Origin of the sequence: Thetidibacter halocola (assembly GCF_018224955.1) — a bacterium.
Lineage (GTDB): Bacteria > Pseudomonadota > Alphaproteobacteria > Rhodobacterales > Rhodobacteraceae > Thetidibacter > Thetidibacter halocola.
The window spans coordinates 140300-159420 of the sequence record NZ_JAGTUU010000007.1; the positions used below are offsets into that span (position 1 = coordinate 140300).

Below are 19121 nucleotides of genomic sequence, written 5' to 3' on the forward strand. Positions count from 1 at the left end.
GCTTTCGGCCATCCGAGGCAGGGCTTGAAAACCATCCGATTTGTCCGTAATAGGCGCAAGCGCGGCGGTCCGACCGCGCGGGATCGATTCCGTGTTCAGGCTGGCCTGTCTTTGGCCAGAAAAAGGGGCGCGGCACGACGAGGCAACATTGTCCGAACCTCCGGCGGGCGCATCACGCGGACCCGATCAAAGACGCGGAGTTCTGGGGCAAACGAAACCTTCACGGACCAACCGTGAGCAAGTCAGGAGATAGGTCCATGGACCTGATCGCACAGCTCGAGGCGGAACAGATCGCCTCGCTCGGGAAAACCATTCCCGATTTCAAGGCCGGCGACACCATTCGCGTCGGCTACAAGGTGACCGAGGGCACCCGCACCCGTGTGCAGAACTACGAAGGCGTCTGCATCAGCCGCAAGAACGGCAAGGGCATCGCCGGGTCGTTCACTGTCCGCAAGATTTCCTTCGGTGAAGGCGTCGAGCGCGTGTTCCCGCTCTACTCCACCAACATCGAGTCGATCGAGGTTGTCCGCCGCGGCCGTGTCCGCCGCGCCAAGCTCTACTATCTGCGCTCGCGCCGCGGCAAGTCGGCCCGGATCGCCGAAGTCGCGAACTACAAGCCGCGCGAAGGCGCCGAGGCATAAGGACCGTCACGATGAAAAAGAACATTCATCCCGATTATCACCTCGTGAACGTCAAGATGACCGACGGGACCGAGTTCCAGACCCGCACCACCTGGGGCAAGGAAGGCGACACCCTGTCGCTGGACATCGACCCCACCGTGCACCCGGCCTGGACCGGCGGCAGCTCGCGCCTGATGGACCAGGGCGGCCGCGTGTCGAAGTTCAAGAAGAAATACGAAGGCCTGGGCTTCTGATCCCAAGCTCGTTTTCGAGACTGACGCCGTCCCTCGGGGCGGCGTTTTTCGTTTCGGCGTCTGTCTGCTCTGGCCCTCCTCCTTTCGGACGCTAGGTTTCGACTTTCAGCTTTTGCGTGTTACGCTGACGTCGGCGCCATGGAAACGCGCGTGCCATCCAGGGAGGACAGGGAATGGCCATAACCTTGAAAATCAATGGACAGGAACACGCGGTCGAGGCGCCGCCCGACATGCCGCTGCTCTGGGCGATTCGGGACATCGTCCGGCTTACCGGCACCAAGTTCGGCTGCGGCGTGGCGTCCTGCGGGGCCTGCACGGTGCATGTGGACGGCCAGCCAACGCGGTCCTGCCAGGCCTGGATCGGTGACCTGGAAGGCGCAGAGATCACGACGATCGAGGGCTTGCAGGGCCGAGTCGCCGAGGCCGTGCAGGGCGCGTGGCGCGACCTGGACGTGGTACAATGCGGCTACTGCCAGTCGGGCCAGATCATGCAGGCGATCGGCCTGCTGACCGAGACGCCCAAGCCCAGCGATGACGACATCGACGCGGCGATGAACGGCAATGTCTGCCGCTGCGCGACCTATGTCCGCATCCGCGCCGCGATCCACGAAGCCGCCAAGCGACTGGAGGCCTGAGCCATGACCCTCAAGACATCCCGCCGCGCCTTCCTGAGGGGCGCATCCGCCGCCGTCGCGACGCTGGTCGTGGGACTGGACCCGCGTGGCGCATGGGCCGCCGGACACGGTGGCGACCTGGTGCCCAACCCCTTTGTCAGGATCGGCGCTGATGGCAGCGTGACCGTCATCGCCAAGCATTTCGAGATGGGGCAGGGCACAACGACCGGCCTTGCCTCGCTGCTGGCAGAGGAACTGGACGCCGACTGGGAACAGGTCCGGGTCGAATTCGCGCCGGCCAACACGCAGCTTTACGTCAACACGCTGTTCGGTGTGCAGGGCACGGGCGGCTCGACCGCTCTGGCCAACAGCTTCATGCAGTATCGAGAGGCCGGAGCCGCGGCGCGGTCGCTGCTGGTGCAGGCGGCGGCAGCCGAATGGGGCGTGCCCGCGGCCGAGATCACGGTCGCCAATGGCGTCGTCAGCCATGGCGACAAGAACGCCGGGTTCGGCGACCTCGTGGGCAGGGTGCCCGCCGATGCGCAGCCTGACGTGGTGGTCAAGACACCGGCTCAATTCGCACTGATCGGCAGGGACAAGCTGCCGCGCAAGGACAGCGCCGCCAAGACCGACGGCACCGCGACCTTCGCGATGGACGTGATGCCCGAGGGCGTGATCTTTGCCGTGATCGCCCACGCGCCGAAATTCGGCGGCACGGTGGTATCCTTCGATGCGACCGAGGCGCTGGCCATGCCCGGCGTGATCGACGTGAAACAGGTGCCGATGGGCGTGGCGGTCTATGCGGAAAACACCTGGGCCGCGATGATGGCGCGCGACGCGGTGCAGATCGAGTGGGATTTCTCGAACGCCGAGACCCGCTCGATGGACGCGATGGAGGCAGAATACGCCGCCGCGATGGATCAGCCGGGCCTGCCCGCCCGCGCCGATGGCGGCACGGACGATGCGCTGGGCGCCGCGGCCAGCACCATCGAGGCCGAGTTCCACTTCCCCTTCCTTGCCCATGCGCCGATGGAAACGCTCAACTGCGTGGTCCAGATCAAGGATGGCAAGGTGCAGGTCTGGGACGGCTCGCAGTTCCAGACCGTCACGCAGGGCGCGGTCGGCGCGGTCTCGGGTGTCGGGCCGGAAAACGTGGCCATCGAGACGGTCTATGCCGGCGGTTCCTTCGGGCGCCGGGCGAACTTCACTTCGGATTACGAGGTCGAGGCCACCTTCGCCGCGCAGGCGCTGGGCACCGACCGCCCGGTGAAACTGGTCTGGACGCGCGAGGACGACATTCGCGGCGGCTATTACCGTCCGATGACGCGGCACCGCATCCGCGCGGGTGTCGATGCCGACGGCAAGCTGACCGGCTGGCATTCGACCATCGCCAACAAATCGATCTTCACCGGCACCCCGATGGAGGCGATGGCGGTGAATGGCGGGGTCGACCATTTCAGCGTCGAGGGCGTGGTGGATACTGAATACGCCCTTCCTGCGATGCAGGTGGACCTGCACAACATGCAGTCGGCGGTGCCGGTGCTGTGGTGGCGGTCGGTCGGGCATTCGCATTCCGGCTACGCGATGGAGGTGGCCATCGACATGGCGGCAGAGGCGGCGGGCCGCGATCCGGTGGAATTCCGGCGCGAGTTGCTGGCGAATGCGCCGCGCTCGCTGGGGGTGCTGAACCTGGTGGCGGAAAAGGCGGACTGGGGCGCGCCGCTGCCTGCGGGCTGGGGCCGGGGCGTAGCGGTGCACAAGTCGTTCAACACCTATGTCGCCGAGGTGGCCGAGGTGTCGACCGACGCCGAGGGCCGGGTAAAGCTCGAACGTTTCGTTGCCGCTGTCGATCTGGGCGTCGCGGTGAACCCTGACGTGATCCGCGCGCAGGTCGAGGGCTCCATCGGCTATGGCCTGGGCCACGTGATGCGACAGAAGATCACCTTCACCGAGGGCGAGGTCGACCAGTCGAACTTCCCCGACTACGAGCCGCTGCGCATCGCCGACATGCCGCGGGTCGAGGTGCATATTGTTCCCTCGACCGAGGCGCCGACCGGCATCGGCGAGCCGGGCCTGCCACCTGCCGGGCCGGCACTGGCCAACGCGATTTACGCCGCGACCGGCAAGCGCGTGATGCGCCTGCCGATGGTGGATGACGGGATCGTCTTTGCCTGACAATTTGGCGCCGCCCCGGAATCCGGGGCGGCCCTTGTCCATGCGATGCGCCCAGCGATGTGACGGCACTCCCGCCAAGGGGTTCCGCACGGAGGCGATGCCAACTGAGGGCGTTCTGCACAGGCGGACCTTTGTTGCTAGACCCGCCGCGCCGATACAACCACATGCGTCAGTGAGAAAAAGAACCGGCCCTCGCGCGCCAGCGCCTCCTGTTCGTCGCTCCAGTCCCTGGCTTCTTCTGCGGAAACATGACCGTTCTGAACCGCGTAGCGTGTCATGAAGACCATCATCATGCGCGCGATCCCGTCCGTCCGCAGCAGATGGTCGACGAAGGTGAACGGTGCGACGGAGTCGACCTCGAAGCTCGCGTTCCTCAGCAGCGCGGGTAGAAGCAGGGGAAGATCGGTATGCACCACGTGGCGATCCCAGGCATTGCAGAGTCGCGCCATGCGGTCGGGCTTTTCGCTGTGCCAGACCAGGCTGCCGAACAGCATGTCACCCAGCACCAGCCGCCCGCCGGGCCTCAGGACCCGGTGCAGATCGGTCAGCGCAGCGGGGACGTCCTCGATATATTCAAAGACCTGAACCGAAACGGCGCGGTCCACGCCGGAAGTGTCCAGCGGCAGGTCGCCGGCCATGCCATCACGGATGGAGACATTGTCCATGTTACCGGTTCGCGCCTCGGCGGCACCTCGCATGTCCGCGCTCGGGTCGATACCGATCACCTGCCCGAAGGGACCGACGGCGCGCGCCAGATCGGCTGTCATCAGCCCGTTTCCACATCCCAGATCGAGCACCGTGTCGCCGGGCCGCGGGTCGAGCGCGAAAAAATTCGCCCGGCGCCGTTCCGTGATATCGCGTCCAAGGTAGGCGGTTTCGAGCAGGCGCGTCGTTGCAGCATCGAATTGCAGCATCGAAATGTCCTTTTATGGAATATCGTGCATTATGCCACGGATTTCCCGCCTGCGCCAAACGCGGCGTTCTGGACAGCACGCGGACTGTCGCTAAAAGATCCAGCATTCAGATATCAGCACCGAGGCCCGCCATGAAGGACGACAACTTTCTCAAAGAGAACAACGCCCGCCAGCTGTGGAGCCCGATGGGTCACCCGCGCGAGCAGATGGAACAGCCGCCCAAGATCATCACGCGGGCCGAAGGCGTCTACATCACCGATATCGACGGGCATTCCGTTGTCGATGCTGTGGGCGGGCTGTGGTGTGTGAACCTCGGGTATTCCAACGACGCCATCAAGGAGGCGATCAGCCGCCAACTGTATGACATGCCGTATTGCTCGGGCTTCGCGGGCAGCACGCATCCGATGGCCATCGAGGCCGCGCATGCGGTGCAGGAGTTCTTTGCCGAGGACGGGATCGAGAGGGTCTTCTTCACCTCGGGCGGTGGCGACAGCGTGGACACCTGCCTGCGTCTTGCCCGGCAGTATCACAAGCTGCGCGGTGAGCCAGGCCGGACCAAGTTCCTGAGCCTGAAGAAGGGCTATCACGGCACCCATTGGGGTGGCGCCAGCGTAAACGGCAACAACCGATTCCGCATCAATTACGAGCCGCTGCTGCCGGGCTGCTACCACCTGCCCGCGCCCTACACCTATCGCAACCCGTTCGACGAGACCGACCCGGCCCTGCTGGCGCAGAAGATCGCCGCCATGATGGAAGACGAGATCGCTTTCCAGGACCCCTCGACCATCGCCGCTTTCATCATGGAGCCAATCCTGGGCGCGGGCGGGGTGATCGTGCCGCACGAGACCTTCATGCCCCTGATGCGCGACATCTGCGACCGTCATGGCATCCTGATGATTGCGGACGAGGTCATCACCGGTTTCGGCCGCACCGGCCATTGGTCGGGCTCGCGCCACTGGGGGGTCAAGCCCGACCTGATGAGCGCCGCAAAGGGCATCACCAGCGCCTATGTGCCGGTGGGGGCGGCTCTGATTTCCGGAAAGGTGGCCGAGGTGTTCGAAGGCGCGGGCGCTGCCGGCACGATCTGGCACGGCTACACTTATTCGGCGCATCCGGTGGGCGCGGCGGCGGTCGTCGCCTGCATGTCCGAGACGCTGCGCCTGAACACCGCCGCCAATGCGGGGCCGCGGGGCACACAGCTTTTCGAGGGCGTCAAGCGACTGGCCGGGAAATATGACGTGATCGGCGATGTGCGCGGCGGGCATGGGTTGATGACGGGCATCGAGATCGTCTCGGATCGGACGAAGAAGACCCCGATGGACGCCGCCACCATGAAGCGCCTGCACCAGGCCACATACGAGGCCGGCGCGATGGTGCGGTTGGGGATGCACAACATCCTGATGTCGCCGCCCCTGACCATCACCGAGCAGGAGGTCGACACCGTCCTGTCCGCGCTCGACGCGGGCTTCGCCGCAATCTGATCGGAATTGCAATGACTTGCCCGGCCATTTCGGAATGGTGGCCGGGCAGGTGCGAAGTGCTGTCGCAGTCACCGGAAAAGCGGCATTTCTCCCCTATGTTCACCCTCAACCGAGGTAAAACATCAGGGGCTTCCAGATGGACGCGCTTCTTCTGTCCCGTATCCAGTTCGGGGCGAACATATCCTTCCACATCCTCTTTCCCACGATCACCATCGCGCTGGGCTGGGTGCTGCTGTTCTTCAAGCTGCGCTTCAACGCGACCGGCGACCAGAAGTGGATGGAGGCCTATCGCCTCTGGGTAAAGGTCTTTGCCCTGTCCTTTGCGATGGGCGTGGTCAGCGGCATCACCATGTCCTTCCAGTTCGGCACCAATTGGCCGGGCTTCATGGAGACGGTGGGCAACATCGCGGGGCCCTTGCTGGCCTACGAGGTGCTGACGGCCTTCTTCCTCGAGGCGGTGTTCCTGGGGATCATGCTGTTCGGCTTTTCCAAGGTGCCGGGCTGGCTGCACACGCTGGCGACCTTCCTGGTGGCCTTCGGCACGACCATGTCGGCCTTCTGGATCATCGTGCTCAACAGCTGGATGCACACGCCCGCAGGCTTCGAGATGCGCGAGGGTGTGGCTCATGCGACCGACTGGATGGCGATCGTCTTCAACCCGTCCATGCCTTACCGGCTGGTGCACATGCTCCTGGCCTCTGGCCTGACGGTGGCCTTCCTCATCGCGGGTCTCTCGGCCTTTGCCTGGCTGATCGGGCATCGCACGGCGGGCACCCGCGCCACGCTGCGCACCGGCCTCGTGATGGGCGCCGTGCTGATCCCGATCCAGATCCTGGCGGGCGACATGCACGGGCTGAACACGCTGGAGCATCAGCCGCAGAAGGTCGCGGCGATGGAGGGCAACTGGGAGACGGGAGGCAACGTGCCGCTGCTGCTGTTTGCCCTGCCAGATGAAGAGGCGCGCCAGAACCGGTTCGAGATCGGCATCCCGAACGGCGCCTCGCTGATCCTGAAACACCATGCGGATGGCGTCGTGCCCGGCCTGAACGACTTCGTGGCCGAGGACGGCACTGTACTGCACCCACCCGTTGCGCCGGTGTTCTGGAGCTTCCGCATCATGGTGGGCACCGGAATGGCGATGCTGGCACTCAGCTGGGCGGGCGTGATGCTGATGACCTTCCGCAAGATCACGGTGAATGGCACGCGCCGGCGTGCCGGGATCGACGGTCTGCCGATGCCGCTGCTTTACGCGCTTGTGCCGATGGCCTTCTCAGGCTGGGTCGCCACGCTGGCGGGCTGGTACACGACCGAGATCGGCCGCCAGCCCTGGTTGGTTCAGGGCGTGCTGAGCACCGAACAGGCGGTGGCGGCGGTGCCGGCACCCTTTGTCGGCCTGTCGCTTGCCGCCTACCTCGCGATCTACGCGGTTCTGTTGGTCGCCTATGTCTCGGCGCTGTTCTACCTGGTTCGCAAGGCGGCCAAGGGCGAGGGCGTGACGCCCGCAGCGCCGCTGGCCGCCCATGCCCCCTTGCCGGCGGAGTAAGGCCATGACCTTGTTCGGAGATCCCGCAACCTGGCTGCCGCTGACCTTTGCCGCGCTGATGGGCCTGTCGATTTTGATCTACGTCGTGCTCGACGGGTTCGATCTGGGCGTCGGGGTGCTGTTCCCCTTCGCCGAGGATACGGAAAAGGACCGCATGATCGCCAGCATCGGCCCCTTCTGGGATGCCAACGAGACCTGGCTGGTGCTGGCCATCGGCATCCTGCTGGTGGCCTTTCCCACGGCGCATGGCACCATCCTGACCGCGCTTTACCTGCCTGTGGCGGTCATGCTGATAGGCCTGATCCTGCGCGGCGTCGCGTTCGAATTCCGGGTCAAGGCGCCTGTGCAGCAGAAGGGCCGCTGGAACATGGCGTTTCTCGTCGGGTCGCTGATGACCTCGCTGTCGCAGGGCTTCATGCTGGGCCTCTACATCATGGGGCTGGATGTGACGCTCTTCACGCTGGGCTTCGCTGCGATCACGGCGGTGTTCCTGACGGTGGCCTACAGCTTCATCGGGGCGACCTGGCTGATCCTCAAGACCGACGGTTCGTTGCAACAGAAGGCGGTCGTTTGGGCGCGGGGCGGCATCTGGGGGCTGGTTCTGGGCATGGGCGCGGTTTCGGTCGCGTCGCCGCTGGTCAGCGAGCGGATCTGGGGCAAGTGGTTTTCCATCCCCGAGATCTTCCTGCTGGCACCGCTGCCCCTGATGTCGGCATTGCTGATCTCACTTCTGGCCTATGCGCTGCGCCACCTGCCCACCCGGAACGACAGCTGGGCCTGGTTCCCCTTTGTCGCGACGATCGTGCTGTTCGTGCTGGGCTTCTTCGGGATGGCCTACAGCTTCTATCCCTACGTGGTGCCAGAGCAACTGACGATCTACGAGGCGGCCAGCGCGCCGGAAAGCCTCTTCATCATCCTGATCGGGGTTTGTTTCGTGCTGCCGATGATCCTGGGCTACACCGCGCTCGCCTACACGATCTTCCGTGGCAAGGCGACGACGCTCAGCTATGACTGAGGCTGCGCAGCCCCGCGACAGGGGCTGCGACACTTGACCCTGTAACAAATTCACTCCCGTGAATGTATAAGGCGCGCAGATTTCCGACTCAGGAGCGCGCCCATGGACTTCCGCAAGATCACCGACGACATGTCGGTCATGCCCCAGATCACTGCAGACGATCTGCCCGCAATCGCGGCGGCGGGGTATCGGTCGATCATCTGCAACCGTCCCGATGGCGAGGGCGCCGACCAGCCCGCTTTCGAGGAGATCCGCAAGGCGGCGGAAAAGGCGGGGCTCCAGGCCCGCTATGTCCCGGTCGTGTCGGGCAAGGTGATGGACGAGGATGCGCAGGCCTTTGGGGCCGCGCTGCGCGAATTGCCCAAGCCGGTTCTGGCCTATTGCCGCACCGGCACGCGCTCGGCCACGCTGTGGTCGCTCGCCGAGGCACGGACCCGCGCGCCGGCCGACATCCTCGCTGCGACCAAGGCGGCGGGCTATGACATGGCGGGCGTCGTGCGCCGTATCGTGAACGGCGGCAAGACACCCACGGACGAGGGTGACGCCCGGTTCGACGTTGTGATCGTGGGCGGCGGCGCGGCGGGCATCTCCGTTGCCTCCAGCCTGAAATCGCGCAAGCCGGGCCTGAGCATCGCGCTGCTGGACCCGGCCGACATCCACTATTACCAGCCCGGCTGGACAATGGTCGGCGGCGGCATATTCGAGGCGTCGACCACCGCGCGCACCATGGCCAGCCTGATCCCGCAGGGCGTACACTGGATCAAGTCCGCCGTCGCCGCCTTCGAGCCGCAGAACAACGCCGTCATCCTCGACGGCTGCCGCGTGGTGAAATACGACCGGCTGATCGTCTGCCCAGGGCTGAAGCTCGACTGGGGCAAGGTCGAGGGGCTGGTCGAGACGCTGGGCAAGAACGGCGTGACCTCCAACTACCGCTATGACCTCGCACCCTATACCTGGGAACTGGTCAAGGGTCTGAAGGAAGGCCGCGCGCTGTTCACCCAGCCGCCGATGCCGATCAAATGCGCCGGTGCGCCGCAAAAGGCGCTGTATCTTTCGGGTGACCACTGGTTCCGCACCGGGCGCCTCAAGAACATCGACATCCAGTTCATGAATGCCGGCGGCGTGCTGTTCGGGGTCAAGGAGTATGTCCCTGCACTGATGGAATACGTCCAGAAATACGACGCCGACCTGAACTTCTTCCACAACCTGATCCGCGTCGATGGCCCGGCGAAAAAGGCGACCTTCAAGGTGGCCAAGCCGGATACCGAGCCGACCGAGGTCACGGTCGATTTCGACATGATGCATGTCTGCCCGCCGCAATGCGCGCCGGATTTCATCCGGGTATCGCCGCTGGCCGATGCCGCAGGCTGGGTCGACGTCGACCAGGCGACGCTGCGCCACAAGACCTATGACAACGTCTGGAGCCTTGGTGACGTGATGAACGCCCCCAACGCCAAGACAGCCGCCGCCGCGCGGATGCAGGCGCCCATCGTGGCCGAGAACGTGGTTGCGGACATCCGCGGCGGATCGCCCCGCGCGGCCTATAACGGCTATGGTTCGTGCCCGCTGACGGTGGAACGCGGCAAGATCGTGCTGGCCGAGTTCGGCTATGGCGGCGCGCTGCTGCCCAGCTTTCCCAAGTGGCTGCTGGACGGGACGAAACCCACCCGCGCGGCCTGGATCCTCAAGGAGCAGATCCTGCCGCCAGTCTACTGGAAGGCGATGCTGCGCGGCAAAGAGTGGATGGCCAAGCCCGAGAAGGTCACGGCGGGCTGATGCAAGGCAATCGCGCCCCGGCTTTCGGGCCGGGGCATTGCCGCCCATGGGCGGACCGGGTCTTTCCGCACTAGACAAATTCAAAAGACTGAATATATAAGCCGCACATGCGCAGGGGCCGAGTCGGGCCCAGTGGAACAGGATACCCGCCATGACCCTTCCAAAGATCCGGCTTCGCCAGTATCTGCCCATCCTGGATTGGGCTCCTAAGTACGACCGCGACACCGCTACTTCGGACCTCGTGGCCGCCGTGATCGTGACGATCATGCTGATCCCGCAATCGCTGGCCTATGCGTTGCTGGCCGGGCTGCCGCCGGAGATGGGGCTTTATGCCTCGATCCTGCCACTGGTGGCCTACGCGATCTTCGGCACCTCGCGCGCGCTGGCCGTCGGGCCGGTGGCCGTGGTCTCGCTGATGACCGCTGCCGCCATCGGTAACCTCGGCCTGACCGACCCGGCGCAGATCGCGATTGCGGCGGGCACGCTGGCCTTCATCTCTGGTGTCATGCTGACCGTGATGGGCGTGTTGAAACTGGGCGCGCTGGCGAATTTCCTGTCGCACCCGGTGATCGCAGGTTTCATCACCGCCTCGGGCGTTCTGATCGCGGCAAGCCAGCTCAAGCATATCTTCGGCGTGAAGGTGTCCGGCCACACCCTGCCCGAGGTGCTGGGATCGTTGCTGGAAAACCAGGGCGATACCAACGTCATCACGCTGTTCATCGGGGTCAGTGCCACGGCCTTCCTCTTCTGGGTGCGCAAGGGGCTGAAACCGCTGCTGATCTCGACGGGGATGAAGCCGCGCCTCGCCGATATCCTGGCCAAGGCCGGGCCGGTGGGCGCCGTGGTCGTCACCACGCTGGCGACCTGGGGCTTTGGCCTGGCCGACAAGGGCGTGTCGATCGTCGGGTCGGTGCCCATGGGCCTGCCGCCGCTGACCATGCCCAGCCTGTCGCCGGACCTGTGGTCGCAGCTGTTCCTTTCGGCGCTGCTGATCTCGATCATCGGCTTTGTCGAATCCGTCTCGGTCGCGCAGACCCTGGCCGCCAAGAAACGCCAGCGCATCGTTCCCGACCAGGAGTTGATCGGTCTCGGCACCTCGAACATCGCGGCGGCGATCTCGGGCGGCTATCCGGTGACGGGTGGTTTCGCGCGCTCGGTGGTGAATTTCGACGCAGGCGCCGAGACGCCGGCGGCGGGCGCCTTCACCGCCGTGGGCATCCTGTTCGCCGCGCTGCTGCTGACGCCGCTGATCTACTTCCTGCCGACCGCGACGCTGGCCGCGACGATCATCGTCGCCGTGCTGTCGCTGGTCGATTTCTCGATCCTGTTCAAGGCATGGTCCTATTCCAAGGTCGACTTTGCCGCCGTCGCCGCGACCATCGTCCTGACACTTGGTTTCGGCGTCGAGATCGGCGTTTCCGCGGGGGTGCTGATCTCGATCGGCCTGCACCTCTACAAGACCTCGCGCCCGCATATCGCCGAAGAGGGGCTGGTGCCCGGCACCCAGCATTTCCGCAATATCCACCGCCACAAGGTCGAGACCTTTGCCCACGCGGTGACGCTGCGGATCGACGAGAGCCTGTATTTCGCCAATGCCCGCTTCCTCGAGGATTACATCCTCGACCGTGTCGCACGGGACAAGGCGCTGCGCCACGTCGTGCTGCATTGCGCCGCGGTGAACGAGATCGACATGAGCGCGCTGGAAACGCTGGAAGAGGTGAACCGCCGCCTGCGCGAGACCGGGATCAGCCTGCACCTGTCCGAGGTCAAGGGCCCGGTGATGGACCGGCTGAAGCGGTCGCATTTCCTGGACGACCTGTCGGGCTCTGTCTTTCTATCACAATATGACGCCTGGCAGGCGCTGAAGGCCGACGGCAGGGCCGATCCCGAAGCGACAGAACGTCTGGCGGCGCAGTAGCGACGCGCATCGTCGCGGGCGTTTCGTAGCACGACAGGATATGAAAAAGGCGCCGTCCCGATGGGGCGGCGCCTTTTCGCTGCGTGTGTGGCCTGGCCTCAGGCGACGTCGAATTCCAGCGGCTTGATCTGCTGGAACAGGCCCGTTGCCTTCAGGTCGGCGATGGCCTGCATGGGCATCGGTTCGTCGATGTAGAGCAGGGCGATGGCCTCGCCCTTGGCCTCTTTCCGACCGAGGGTGAAATTCGCGATGTTCACGCCATGCTTGCCGCAGGTCATGCCCAGCGTGCCGATGATGCCCGGCACGTCCTCGTTGGTGGTATAGACCATGTGGCGGCCGACCTCGGCGTCGATGTTGATGCCCTTGATCTGGATGAAGCGGGGCTTGCCGTCGCTGAACACGGTGCCCGCAATGGACCGCTCGCGCTTGTCCGTCACGACCGTGACCTTGATGTAGCCCTCGAATGCGCCGGTCTGGGTCTGGTTGGTGGTGCTGATCTGGATGCCGCGTTCCTTGGCGATCAGCGGGGCCGAGACCATGTTCACCTCACTGCTGATCGGCTTCATGATGCCGGCGATCAGCGAGCAATTCAGCGCCTCGAGGTTCATCTCGGCAGCATAGCCATCGTAAAGCACGTTGATCGCCTTGATCGGTTCCTCGGTCATCTGGCCGATGAAAGCGCCCAGGTGATCGGCCAGCTTGATCCAGGGGCCCATGATCTTGGCCTCTTCGGCGGTGACGCTGGGCATGTTCAGCGCGTTCTGCACGGCGCCGGTCAGCAGGTAGTCGGCCATCTGCTCGGCCACCTGAAGGGCGACATTCTCTTGCGCCTCGGTGGTCGAGGCGCCGAGATGCGGCGTGCAGACCACGTTGGGCAGGCCGAACAGCGGGTTTTCCGTCGCCGGTTCCACCGCGAACACGTCAAAGGCCGCGCCGGCGACATGACCGGATTTCAGCAGGTCGGCCAGCGCCTCTTCGTCGACCAGACCGCCGCGGGCGCAGTTGATGATGCGCACGCCCTTCTTGGTCTTGGCGAGGTTCTCGCGGCCGAGGATGTTGCGGGTCTGCTCGGTCAGTGGAACGTGCAGGGTGATGAAATCGGAGCGCTTGAGCAACTCGTCCAGCTCGACCTTCTCGATCTGCATCTGCTGGGCCCGTTCCTCGCCGAGGAAGGGATCGTAGGCGATGACCTTCATCTTGAGGCCGCGGGCGCGGTCGCAGACGATGCCGCCAATGTTGCCCGCGCCGATCACGCCCAGCGTCTTGCCGGTCAGTTCGACACCCATGAAGGCGTTCTTTTCCCACTTCCCCGCATGGGTCGAGGCACTGGCCTCGGGGATCTGGCGTGCCACGGCGAACATCAGCGCGATGGCGTGTTCGGCGGTAGTGATCATGTTGCCGAACGGGGTGTTCATGACGATCACGCCCTTCTTCGAGGCCGCGTCCTTGTCGATGTTGTCGGTGCCGATCCCGGCCCGACCGATCACCTTGAGGTTGGTGGCGTGCTCGAGGATCGACGGCGTGACCTTGGTCGCCGAGCGGATGGCGAGACCGTCATACTGGCCGATGACCTGGGCCAGCTTTTCCTTGTCCTTGCCCAGTTCGGGCATGAAATCCACGTCGATGCCGCGATCGCGGAAGATCTGCACGGCGGCGTCGGAGAGCTTGTCGGAGATGAGAACCTTGGGAGCCATTGGGTTAGTCCTTTGGATATGTCGGGAGGGAGGGGCGGGGGTGAAACCCCGCCCTACGATCTGTGAAAACGATTGGTAGGGCGGGGTTATCTACCCCGCCTTGCGCTCACGCGGCCTTGGCCTGGGCCTCGATCTCGGCCGCAAAGGCCCAGTCGATCCAGGGGAGCAGAGCCTTGATGTCGGCGGTCTCGACCGTGCCGCCGCACCAGATCCGCAGGCCGGCGGGCGCGTCGCGATAGGCGCCGATATCCAGCGCCACGCCTTCCTTCTCCAGCCGCTTGGCGACGGCCTTGGCAAAGGCGGCGCCATCGGTGATGCGCGGGTCGGTGAACTTGAGGCAGACGCTGGTGTTCGAGCGGGTCGCCGGGTCGGTCGCCAGGTTGGCGATCCAGTCGCGGGTCTCGCAGAAGTCGAAGATCGCCTGCGCGTTGGCGTCGGCCCGGGCGATCAGGCCCTCGAGCCCGCCGACCGAACGCGCCCAGTCGAGCGCCACGAGGTAATCCTCGACCGCCAGCATGGAGGGCGTGTTGATCGTCTCGCCCTTGAAGATGCCCTCGATCAGCTTGCCGCCCTTGGTCATGCGGAAGATCTTCGGCATGGGCCACGCGGGCGTGTAGCTTTCCAGCCGTTCGACGGCACGGGGGCTGAGAACGAGCATGCCATGCGCGGCCTCGCCGCCCAGAACCTTCTGCCAGGAGAAGGTGGTCACGTCGAGCTTGTCCCAGGGCAGGTCCATGGCAAACGCGGCGCTGGTCGCGTCGCAGATCGTCAGGCCCGCGCGGTCGGCGGGGATCGCGTCGCCGTTCGGTAAGCGCACGCCCGAAGTGGTGCCGTTCCAGGTAAAGACAACGTCGGTGTCGAAATCGACCGTCGCCAGGTCGACGATCTCGCCGTATTCGGCGGTCTTGACCTCAGCGTCGAGCTTCAGCTGCTTGACCACGTCCGTGACCCAGCCGGCGCCAAAGCTTTCCCAGGCCAGCATGGTGCATTTGCGGGCGCCCAGCAGCGACCACATGGCCATTTCCACGGCGCCCGTGTCCGATGCCGGAACGATGCCGATGCGGTAGTCGGCGGGGATGCCGAGAATGTCGCGGGTATCCTCGATTGCCTTCAGCAGCTTGGCCTTGCCGATGGCGGCGCGGTGCGAGCGGCCCAGGGGCGCGTCGGACAGCTTGTCGAGGGAGAAATCGGGGTTCTTAGCGCAAGGGCCCGAAGAGAAGCGCGGATTTGCCGGGCGCGCAGCCGGTGCTTGGATAGCCATGTAGCCTAACCTTCCAGATAGATGCCCCTCGTTGGGGAGGGGTGTCCCACGGACGCATCTACGAGAGTCGCTGGAGGCGCACAAGTCGGAAAATGGGCGCATTCGGTCGCATCCAGGCGACGCGGCGACCGGCGTGGAGCGGATCGGAAACCGGCGCGACGGATAGCGCTCTGCGCCTGTCCCGGATTGCATCCGGAAAGAGGCAGGCTCAGAGGTTCTTCAGTCCACCTTCGGCGAAATCCGCGGCGAGGGCGGCGAACTCGGCACGGCTGAGGCCCTTGCCCGGACGGTGCCACTGGTAGACCCAGTTGAGGATGCCGAAGACCGTCATCGTGGCGGCGCGCAGGCGGTCGCCCCTCAGGTCGGGGCGCTGGATTTGCAGAGCGCCGGACATGAGGCGGACAAGGTGGCGCTGCTTTTCGAGGATCGGCGCGCGCAGGGCGTCGGGCAGGGTGTTCAACGATTCGAGTTGCAGCTTGTGCTCGGCGTCGGCGTGTTCGAACGCCTCGAGCAGGGCGGCGATCAGGGCGCGCAGGCCATCCGGCGCCGCGGCCTCTGCGCGGGTGACGACATCCTGGTAATGGCTGTCGAGGATGTCGTGCAGCAGCGCCTCCTTGCTGTCGTAATAGTGGTAGAGCAGCGCCTTGGACACGCCGCAAGCCCTGGCCGCGCCGGCCATGGACGCGCGGTCGAAACCATGCGCGGCGAAGTATTGCGCCGAGCCATCGCGCAGCGCGTCGCGCTTTTCCGAATGGTCATGGGCTAGGCCACGCGGCATGGGTCAGCCCTTGGGCCGGTTGTCGACGATGCGCACCGCCTTGCCTTGGCTGCGGGCGACGCCACCGGGGTCGGTCACGCTGACCTTGACCGAGACGCCGACAACCTGCTTGATCTTCGCCGCCAGGTCGCGCCCCGCCTCGGGGCCCGAGCCGGCCGTGTGCGGCCAGGGTTCAACCAGCACGGTCATGACGTCCTTGTGGTCGAGCCGGTCCAGTTGCAGCTGGAAATGCGGGGCGAGGGCCGGCACCGTCATCAGCTGTTCCTCGATCTGGGTCGGGAAGACGTTGACGCCGCGCAGGATGATCATGTCGTCCGACCGCCCCGTGACCTTTTCCATCCGGCGCATGCTGCGGGCCGTGCCGGGCATCAGGCGAGTCAGGTCGCGGGTGCGGTAGCGGATAATCGGAAACGCCTGTTTCGTCAGGCTGGTGAACACCAGTTCGCCCAGTTCGCCGTCGGGCAGGACCGCGCCGGTCTCGGGGTCGATGATCTCGGGGTAGAAGTGATCCTCCCAAATGTGCAGCCCATCCTTGGTCTCGACGCATTCGTTGGCGACACCCGGCCCCATGACCTCGGACAGGCCGTAGATGTCGACAGCGTGCATGTCGAAGGCCTGTTCGATCTCGCGGCGCATTGCGTTTGTCCAGGGTTCCGCGCCGAAGATGCCAACTTTGAGCGGGCTTTGCCGCGGGTCGCGCCCCTGTTCCTTGTATTCGTCGATGATCGACAGCGCGTAGGAGGGGGTCACGGTGATGCCGGTCGCGCCGAAATCCTCGATCAGGCGAACCTGGCGCTGGGTCATCCCGCCGGAGATCGGCACCGTGGTCAGGCCCAGCTTGTCGGCGCCAAGATGGATGCCGAGGCCCCCTGTGAACAGGCCGTAGCCATAGGCGTTGTGCAGTATGTCGCCGGGTCTCAGGCCGGAGGCGCGCAGGGATCGCGCGACGACCGTGGCCCAGGTGTCGAGGTCGCGCTCGGTGTAGCCTACCACGGTCGGCTGGCCCGTGGTGCCTGAGGAGGCATGGATGCGTTTAATCCGGTCGCGCGGGACGGCGAACATGCCGAAGGGGTAGTTGTCGCGCAGGTCGCCTTTCACCGTGAAGGGGAACTTCGCGAGGTCTTCGAGGGAGTTGAGGTCGTCCGGGTGAACGCCCGCTTTGTCGAAACTGGCCTTGTAGAAAGGCACGTTGTCATAGGCGTGGCGCAGCGACCATTTCATGCGCTCGAGCTGCAACGCCGCGATTTCGTCGCGCGAGGCAATCTCGATGGGTTCGAGGCTGTCGCGAGCCGGTGTCAGGTCTTCCATGCTGTCCTCCCTCCGCGCGTCAGATCCGTTCCATGACCAGTGCGATCCCCTGACCGACGCCGATGCACATGGTGCAGAGCGCGTAGCGCCCCGTCGTCTCGGCCAGCGTATGCCCGGCGGTCAGCGCCAGCCGCGCGCCGGACATGCCGAGGGGATGACCCAGCGCAATAGCCCCGCCGTTCGGGTTCATATGGCCCGCGTCGTCGGGCAGGCCAAAGCGGCGAGTGACGGCCAGGGCCTGCGCGGCAAAGGCCTCGTTCAGCTCGATCACGTCCATCTGCCCGATCCCCAGCCCCAGCCGGTCCAGCAGTTTTTCCGAGGCGGGGGCAGGGCCGTAGCCCATGATACGGGGCGGCACGCCGGCCGTTGCCGCACCCAGCAGGCGGGCGACCGGCGTCAGGCCGTGTTTCTCGGCGGCCTGCGGCGAGGCGACGATCAGCGCGCAGGCGCCATCATTGACGCCCGAGGCGTTGCCCGCCGTCACGCTGCCGCCGTCACGGAAGGGGGCCTTCAGCGCGGCGAGCTGCTCGAGGGTCGTGGCGCGCGGGTGTTCGTCGGTATTGACCACGGTATCGCCCTTGCGGCCAGGGATCGTGACCGGTGTGATTTCCCGTGCCAGGCGGCCATTGGCGATGGCGGCGGCGGCGCGCTCCTGGCTGCGCAGGGCAAAGGCGTCCTGGTCCTCGCGGGAAATACCGAATTCCTCGGCCACGTTCTCGGCCGTCTCGGGCATGGAATCGATGCCGAACTGGCGCTGCATCGCCTTGTTGACGAACCGCCAGCCGATGGTGGTGTCATAGACCGCGTTCGCACGGGTGAAGGCCGCGTCGGCCTTGGGCATGACGAAGGGCGCGCGCGACATGGATTCGACCCCGCCCGCAACGACGATCTCGGCCTCGCCGCATTTCACCTGCCGCATCGCCATGGCCAGCGCGTCGAGGCCCGATCCGCAGAGGCGGTTGACCGTGACGCCCGGCACGTCCTCGCCCAGCCCGGCCAGAAGGGTTGCCATGCGGGCGACGTTGCGGTTGTCCTCGCCGGCCTGGTTGGCGCAGCCCATGATGACCTCGTCCACGGGCAGGCCCTGCGGGACCGTGGCACGGATCACATGCGCCAGCAGGTCGTCGGGCCGGACCGTGGACAGCGCGCCGCCATAGCGGCCGATGGGGGTGCGGGTTCCCTGGCAAAGCCATGCGTCACGCATCTGGGGTCTCCTCGAAATTCTGGCCCTTGATGGTGCGTGACAGGCCGCGCATCAGGGCGACGGTGCGGCCATCCGCACCCGTCACCGTGACGTCGTAGATGCCGGAGCGGCCGGTCTTTGACGTCTCCTGACAGGTGGCGGTCAGGCGTTCGCCGGGCTTGCCGGGGGACAGGAAGGTGATCTGGTTCTGCTGCGCGACTGTCACCTGGTTGTAGCTGTTGCAGGCAAAGGCAAACGCGCTGTCGGCGAGGGTGAAGATGAATCCGCCATGACAGATGCGGTGCCCGTTCAGGTGCCGATCCTCGACCGTCATCGACAGCACGGCGCGGCCGGGCGTTATTTCGTCGATGCGCATGCCCATCTGCTGGCTGGCGGTGTCGGTCGCCCACATCGCTTCGGCCGAGCGCCGGGCGCGGTCTTGTGGTGTCATGGTGGTCCTCCCTGCCGCTGACGATGCACAAAGCCGACCGAACGGTCAAGTCTGTTGCAAACGGGCGTGATCTGGCGCAGCATCCTGCGGGGACGGGTCAAACCCGCCCCACGACAGGTCCGGACGGGAGGAGAGG

General features: G+C 65.4%; 16 protein-coding genes. 9 read left to right on the forward strand and 7 right to left on the reverse strand.

The window, feature by feature from the left end; all coding sequences use genetic code 11:
• The first annotated feature begins 257 nt into the window (after positions 1–257).
• From rplS to KB874_RS17200, 4 genes are all read left to right on the forward strand, one after another.
• Positions 258–641 (forward strand): 50S ribosomal protein L19, encoded by a 384-nt coding sequence (rplS, locus tag KB874_RS17185; protein ID WP_212537791.1) that lies wholly within the window; start codon positions 258–260, stop codon positions 639–641.
• Positions 642–652: 11 nt separating this feature from the next.
• Complete coding sequence (rpmE, locus tag KB874_RS17190) at positions 653–874, forward strand: 50S ribosomal protein L31 (protein ID WP_212537792.1); 222 nt, start codon at positions 653–655, stop codon at positions 872–874.
• A 173-nt stretch (positions 875–1047) separates the two neighbouring features.
• Positions 1048–1509, forward strand: coding sequence for a (2Fe-2S)-binding protein (locus KB874_RS17195; RefSeq protein ID WP_212537793.1), 462 nt, complete (start codon positions 1048–1050; stop codon positions 1507–1509).
• Positions 1510–1512: 3 nt separating this feature from the next.
• Complete coding sequence (locus tag KB874_RS17200; RefSeq protein ID WP_212537794.1) at positions 1513–3663, forward strand: xanthine dehydrogenase family protein molybdopterin-binding subunit; 2151 nt, start codon at positions 1513–1515, stop codon at positions 3661–3663.
• A gap of 137 nt (positions 3664–3800) precedes the next feature.
• On the opposite strand, the gene KB874_RS17205 is transcribed toward KB874_RS17200, so the two are convergent.
• Positions 3801–4577 carry a methyltransferase domain-containing protein gene (locus KB874_RS17205; RefSeq protein ID WP_212537795.1) on the reverse strand — a complete coding sequence of 259 codons (777 nt, stop codon included), beginning with the start codon at positions 4575–4577 and terminating at the stop codon, positions 3801–3803.
• Positions 4578–4708: 131 nt separating this feature from the next.
• On the opposite strand from KB874_RS17205, the gene KB874_RS17210 reads away from it, so the two are divergent.
• From KB874_RS17210 to KB874_RS17230, 5 genes are all read left to right on the forward strand, one after another.
• The gene (locus KB874_RS17210) at positions 4709–6058 is read left to right on the forward strand and encodes an aminotransferase class III-fold pyridoxal phosphate-dependent enzyme (RefSeq protein ID WP_212537796.1); all 1350 of its coding nucleotides are present in this window, start codon (positions 4709–4711) and stop codon (positions 6056–6058) included.
• Positions 6059–6194: 136 nt separating this feature from the next.
• Positions 6195–7601 (forward strand): cytochrome ubiquinol oxidase subunit I, encoded by a 1407-nt coding sequence (locus KB874_RS17215; RefSeq protein WP_212537797.1) that lies wholly within the window; start codon positions 6195–6197, stop codon positions 7599–7601.
• 4 nt (positions 7602–7605) lie between these two features.
• Entirely contained in the window at positions 7606–8616 is a 1011-nt protein-coding gene (locus tag KB874_RS17220) for a cytochrome d ubiquinol oxidase subunit II (protein ID WP_212537798.1), read from the forward strand.
• Positions 8617–8718: 102 nt separating this feature from the next.
• Positions 8719–10392, forward strand: coding sequence for a bifunctional protein tyrosine phosphatase family protein/NAD(P)/FAD-dependent oxidoreductase (locus tag KB874_RS17225; RefSeq protein WP_212537799.1), 1674 nt, complete (start codon positions 8719–8721; stop codon positions 10390–10392).
• Positions 10393–10543: 151 nt separating this feature from the next.
• A complete protein-coding gene (locus tag KB874_RS17230; RefSeq protein ID WP_212537800.1) occupies positions 10544–12310 on the forward strand; it encodes a SulP family inorganic anion transporter in 1767 nt (588 codons plus the stop codon).
• 98 nt (positions 12311–12408) lie between these two features.
• On the opposite strand, the gene serA is transcribed toward KB874_RS17230, so the two are convergent.
• The 6 genes from serA to paaI all read right to left on the reverse strand — a co-directional run bounded on the left by serA (position 12409) and on the right by paaI (position 18985).
• Positions 12409–14004, reverse strand: coding sequence for a phosphoglycerate dehydrogenase (gene serA, locus KB874_RS17235; RefSeq protein ID WP_212537801.1), 1596 nt, complete (start codon positions 14002–14004; stop codon positions 12409–12411).
• 106 nt (positions 14005–14110) lie between these two features.
• Positions 14111–15265: a phosphoserine transaminase gene (locus KB874_RS17240; protein ID WP_212537802.1), complete on the reverse strand. Its 1155-nt coding sequence runs from the start codon at positions 15263–15265 to the stop codon at positions 14111–14113.
• Between the two features lie 208 nt (positions 15266–15473).
• Positions 15474–16043, reverse strand: coding sequence for a TetR/AcrR family transcriptional regulator (locus tag KB874_RS17245; RefSeq protein ID WP_212537803.1), 570 nt, complete (start codon positions 16041–16043; stop codon positions 15474–15476).
• A gap of 3 nt (positions 16044–16046) precedes the next feature.
• A complete protein-coding gene (paaK, locus tag KB874_RS17250) occupies positions 16047–17351 on the reverse strand; it encodes a phenylacetate--CoA ligase PaaK (RefSeq protein ID WP_212537804.1) in 1305 nt (434 codons plus the stop codon).
• A gap of 19 nt (positions 17352–17370) precedes the next feature.
• Positions 17371–18555, reverse strand: a complete 1185-nt coding sequence (pcaF, locus tag KB874_RS17255) for a 3-oxoadipyl-CoA thiolase (protein WP_212537805.1) — start codon at positions 18553–18555, stop codon at positions 17371–17373.
• Positions 18548–18985, reverse strand: a complete 438-nt coding sequence (paaI, locus tag KB874_RS17260; RefSeq protein ID WP_212537806.1) for a hydroxyphenylacetyl-CoA thioesterase PaaI — start codon at positions 18983–18985, stop codon at positions 18548–18550. Before paaI ends, pcaF begins: the two co-directional genes overlap by 8 nt.
• Between the last annotated feature and the right edge of the window lie 136 nt (positions 18986–19121).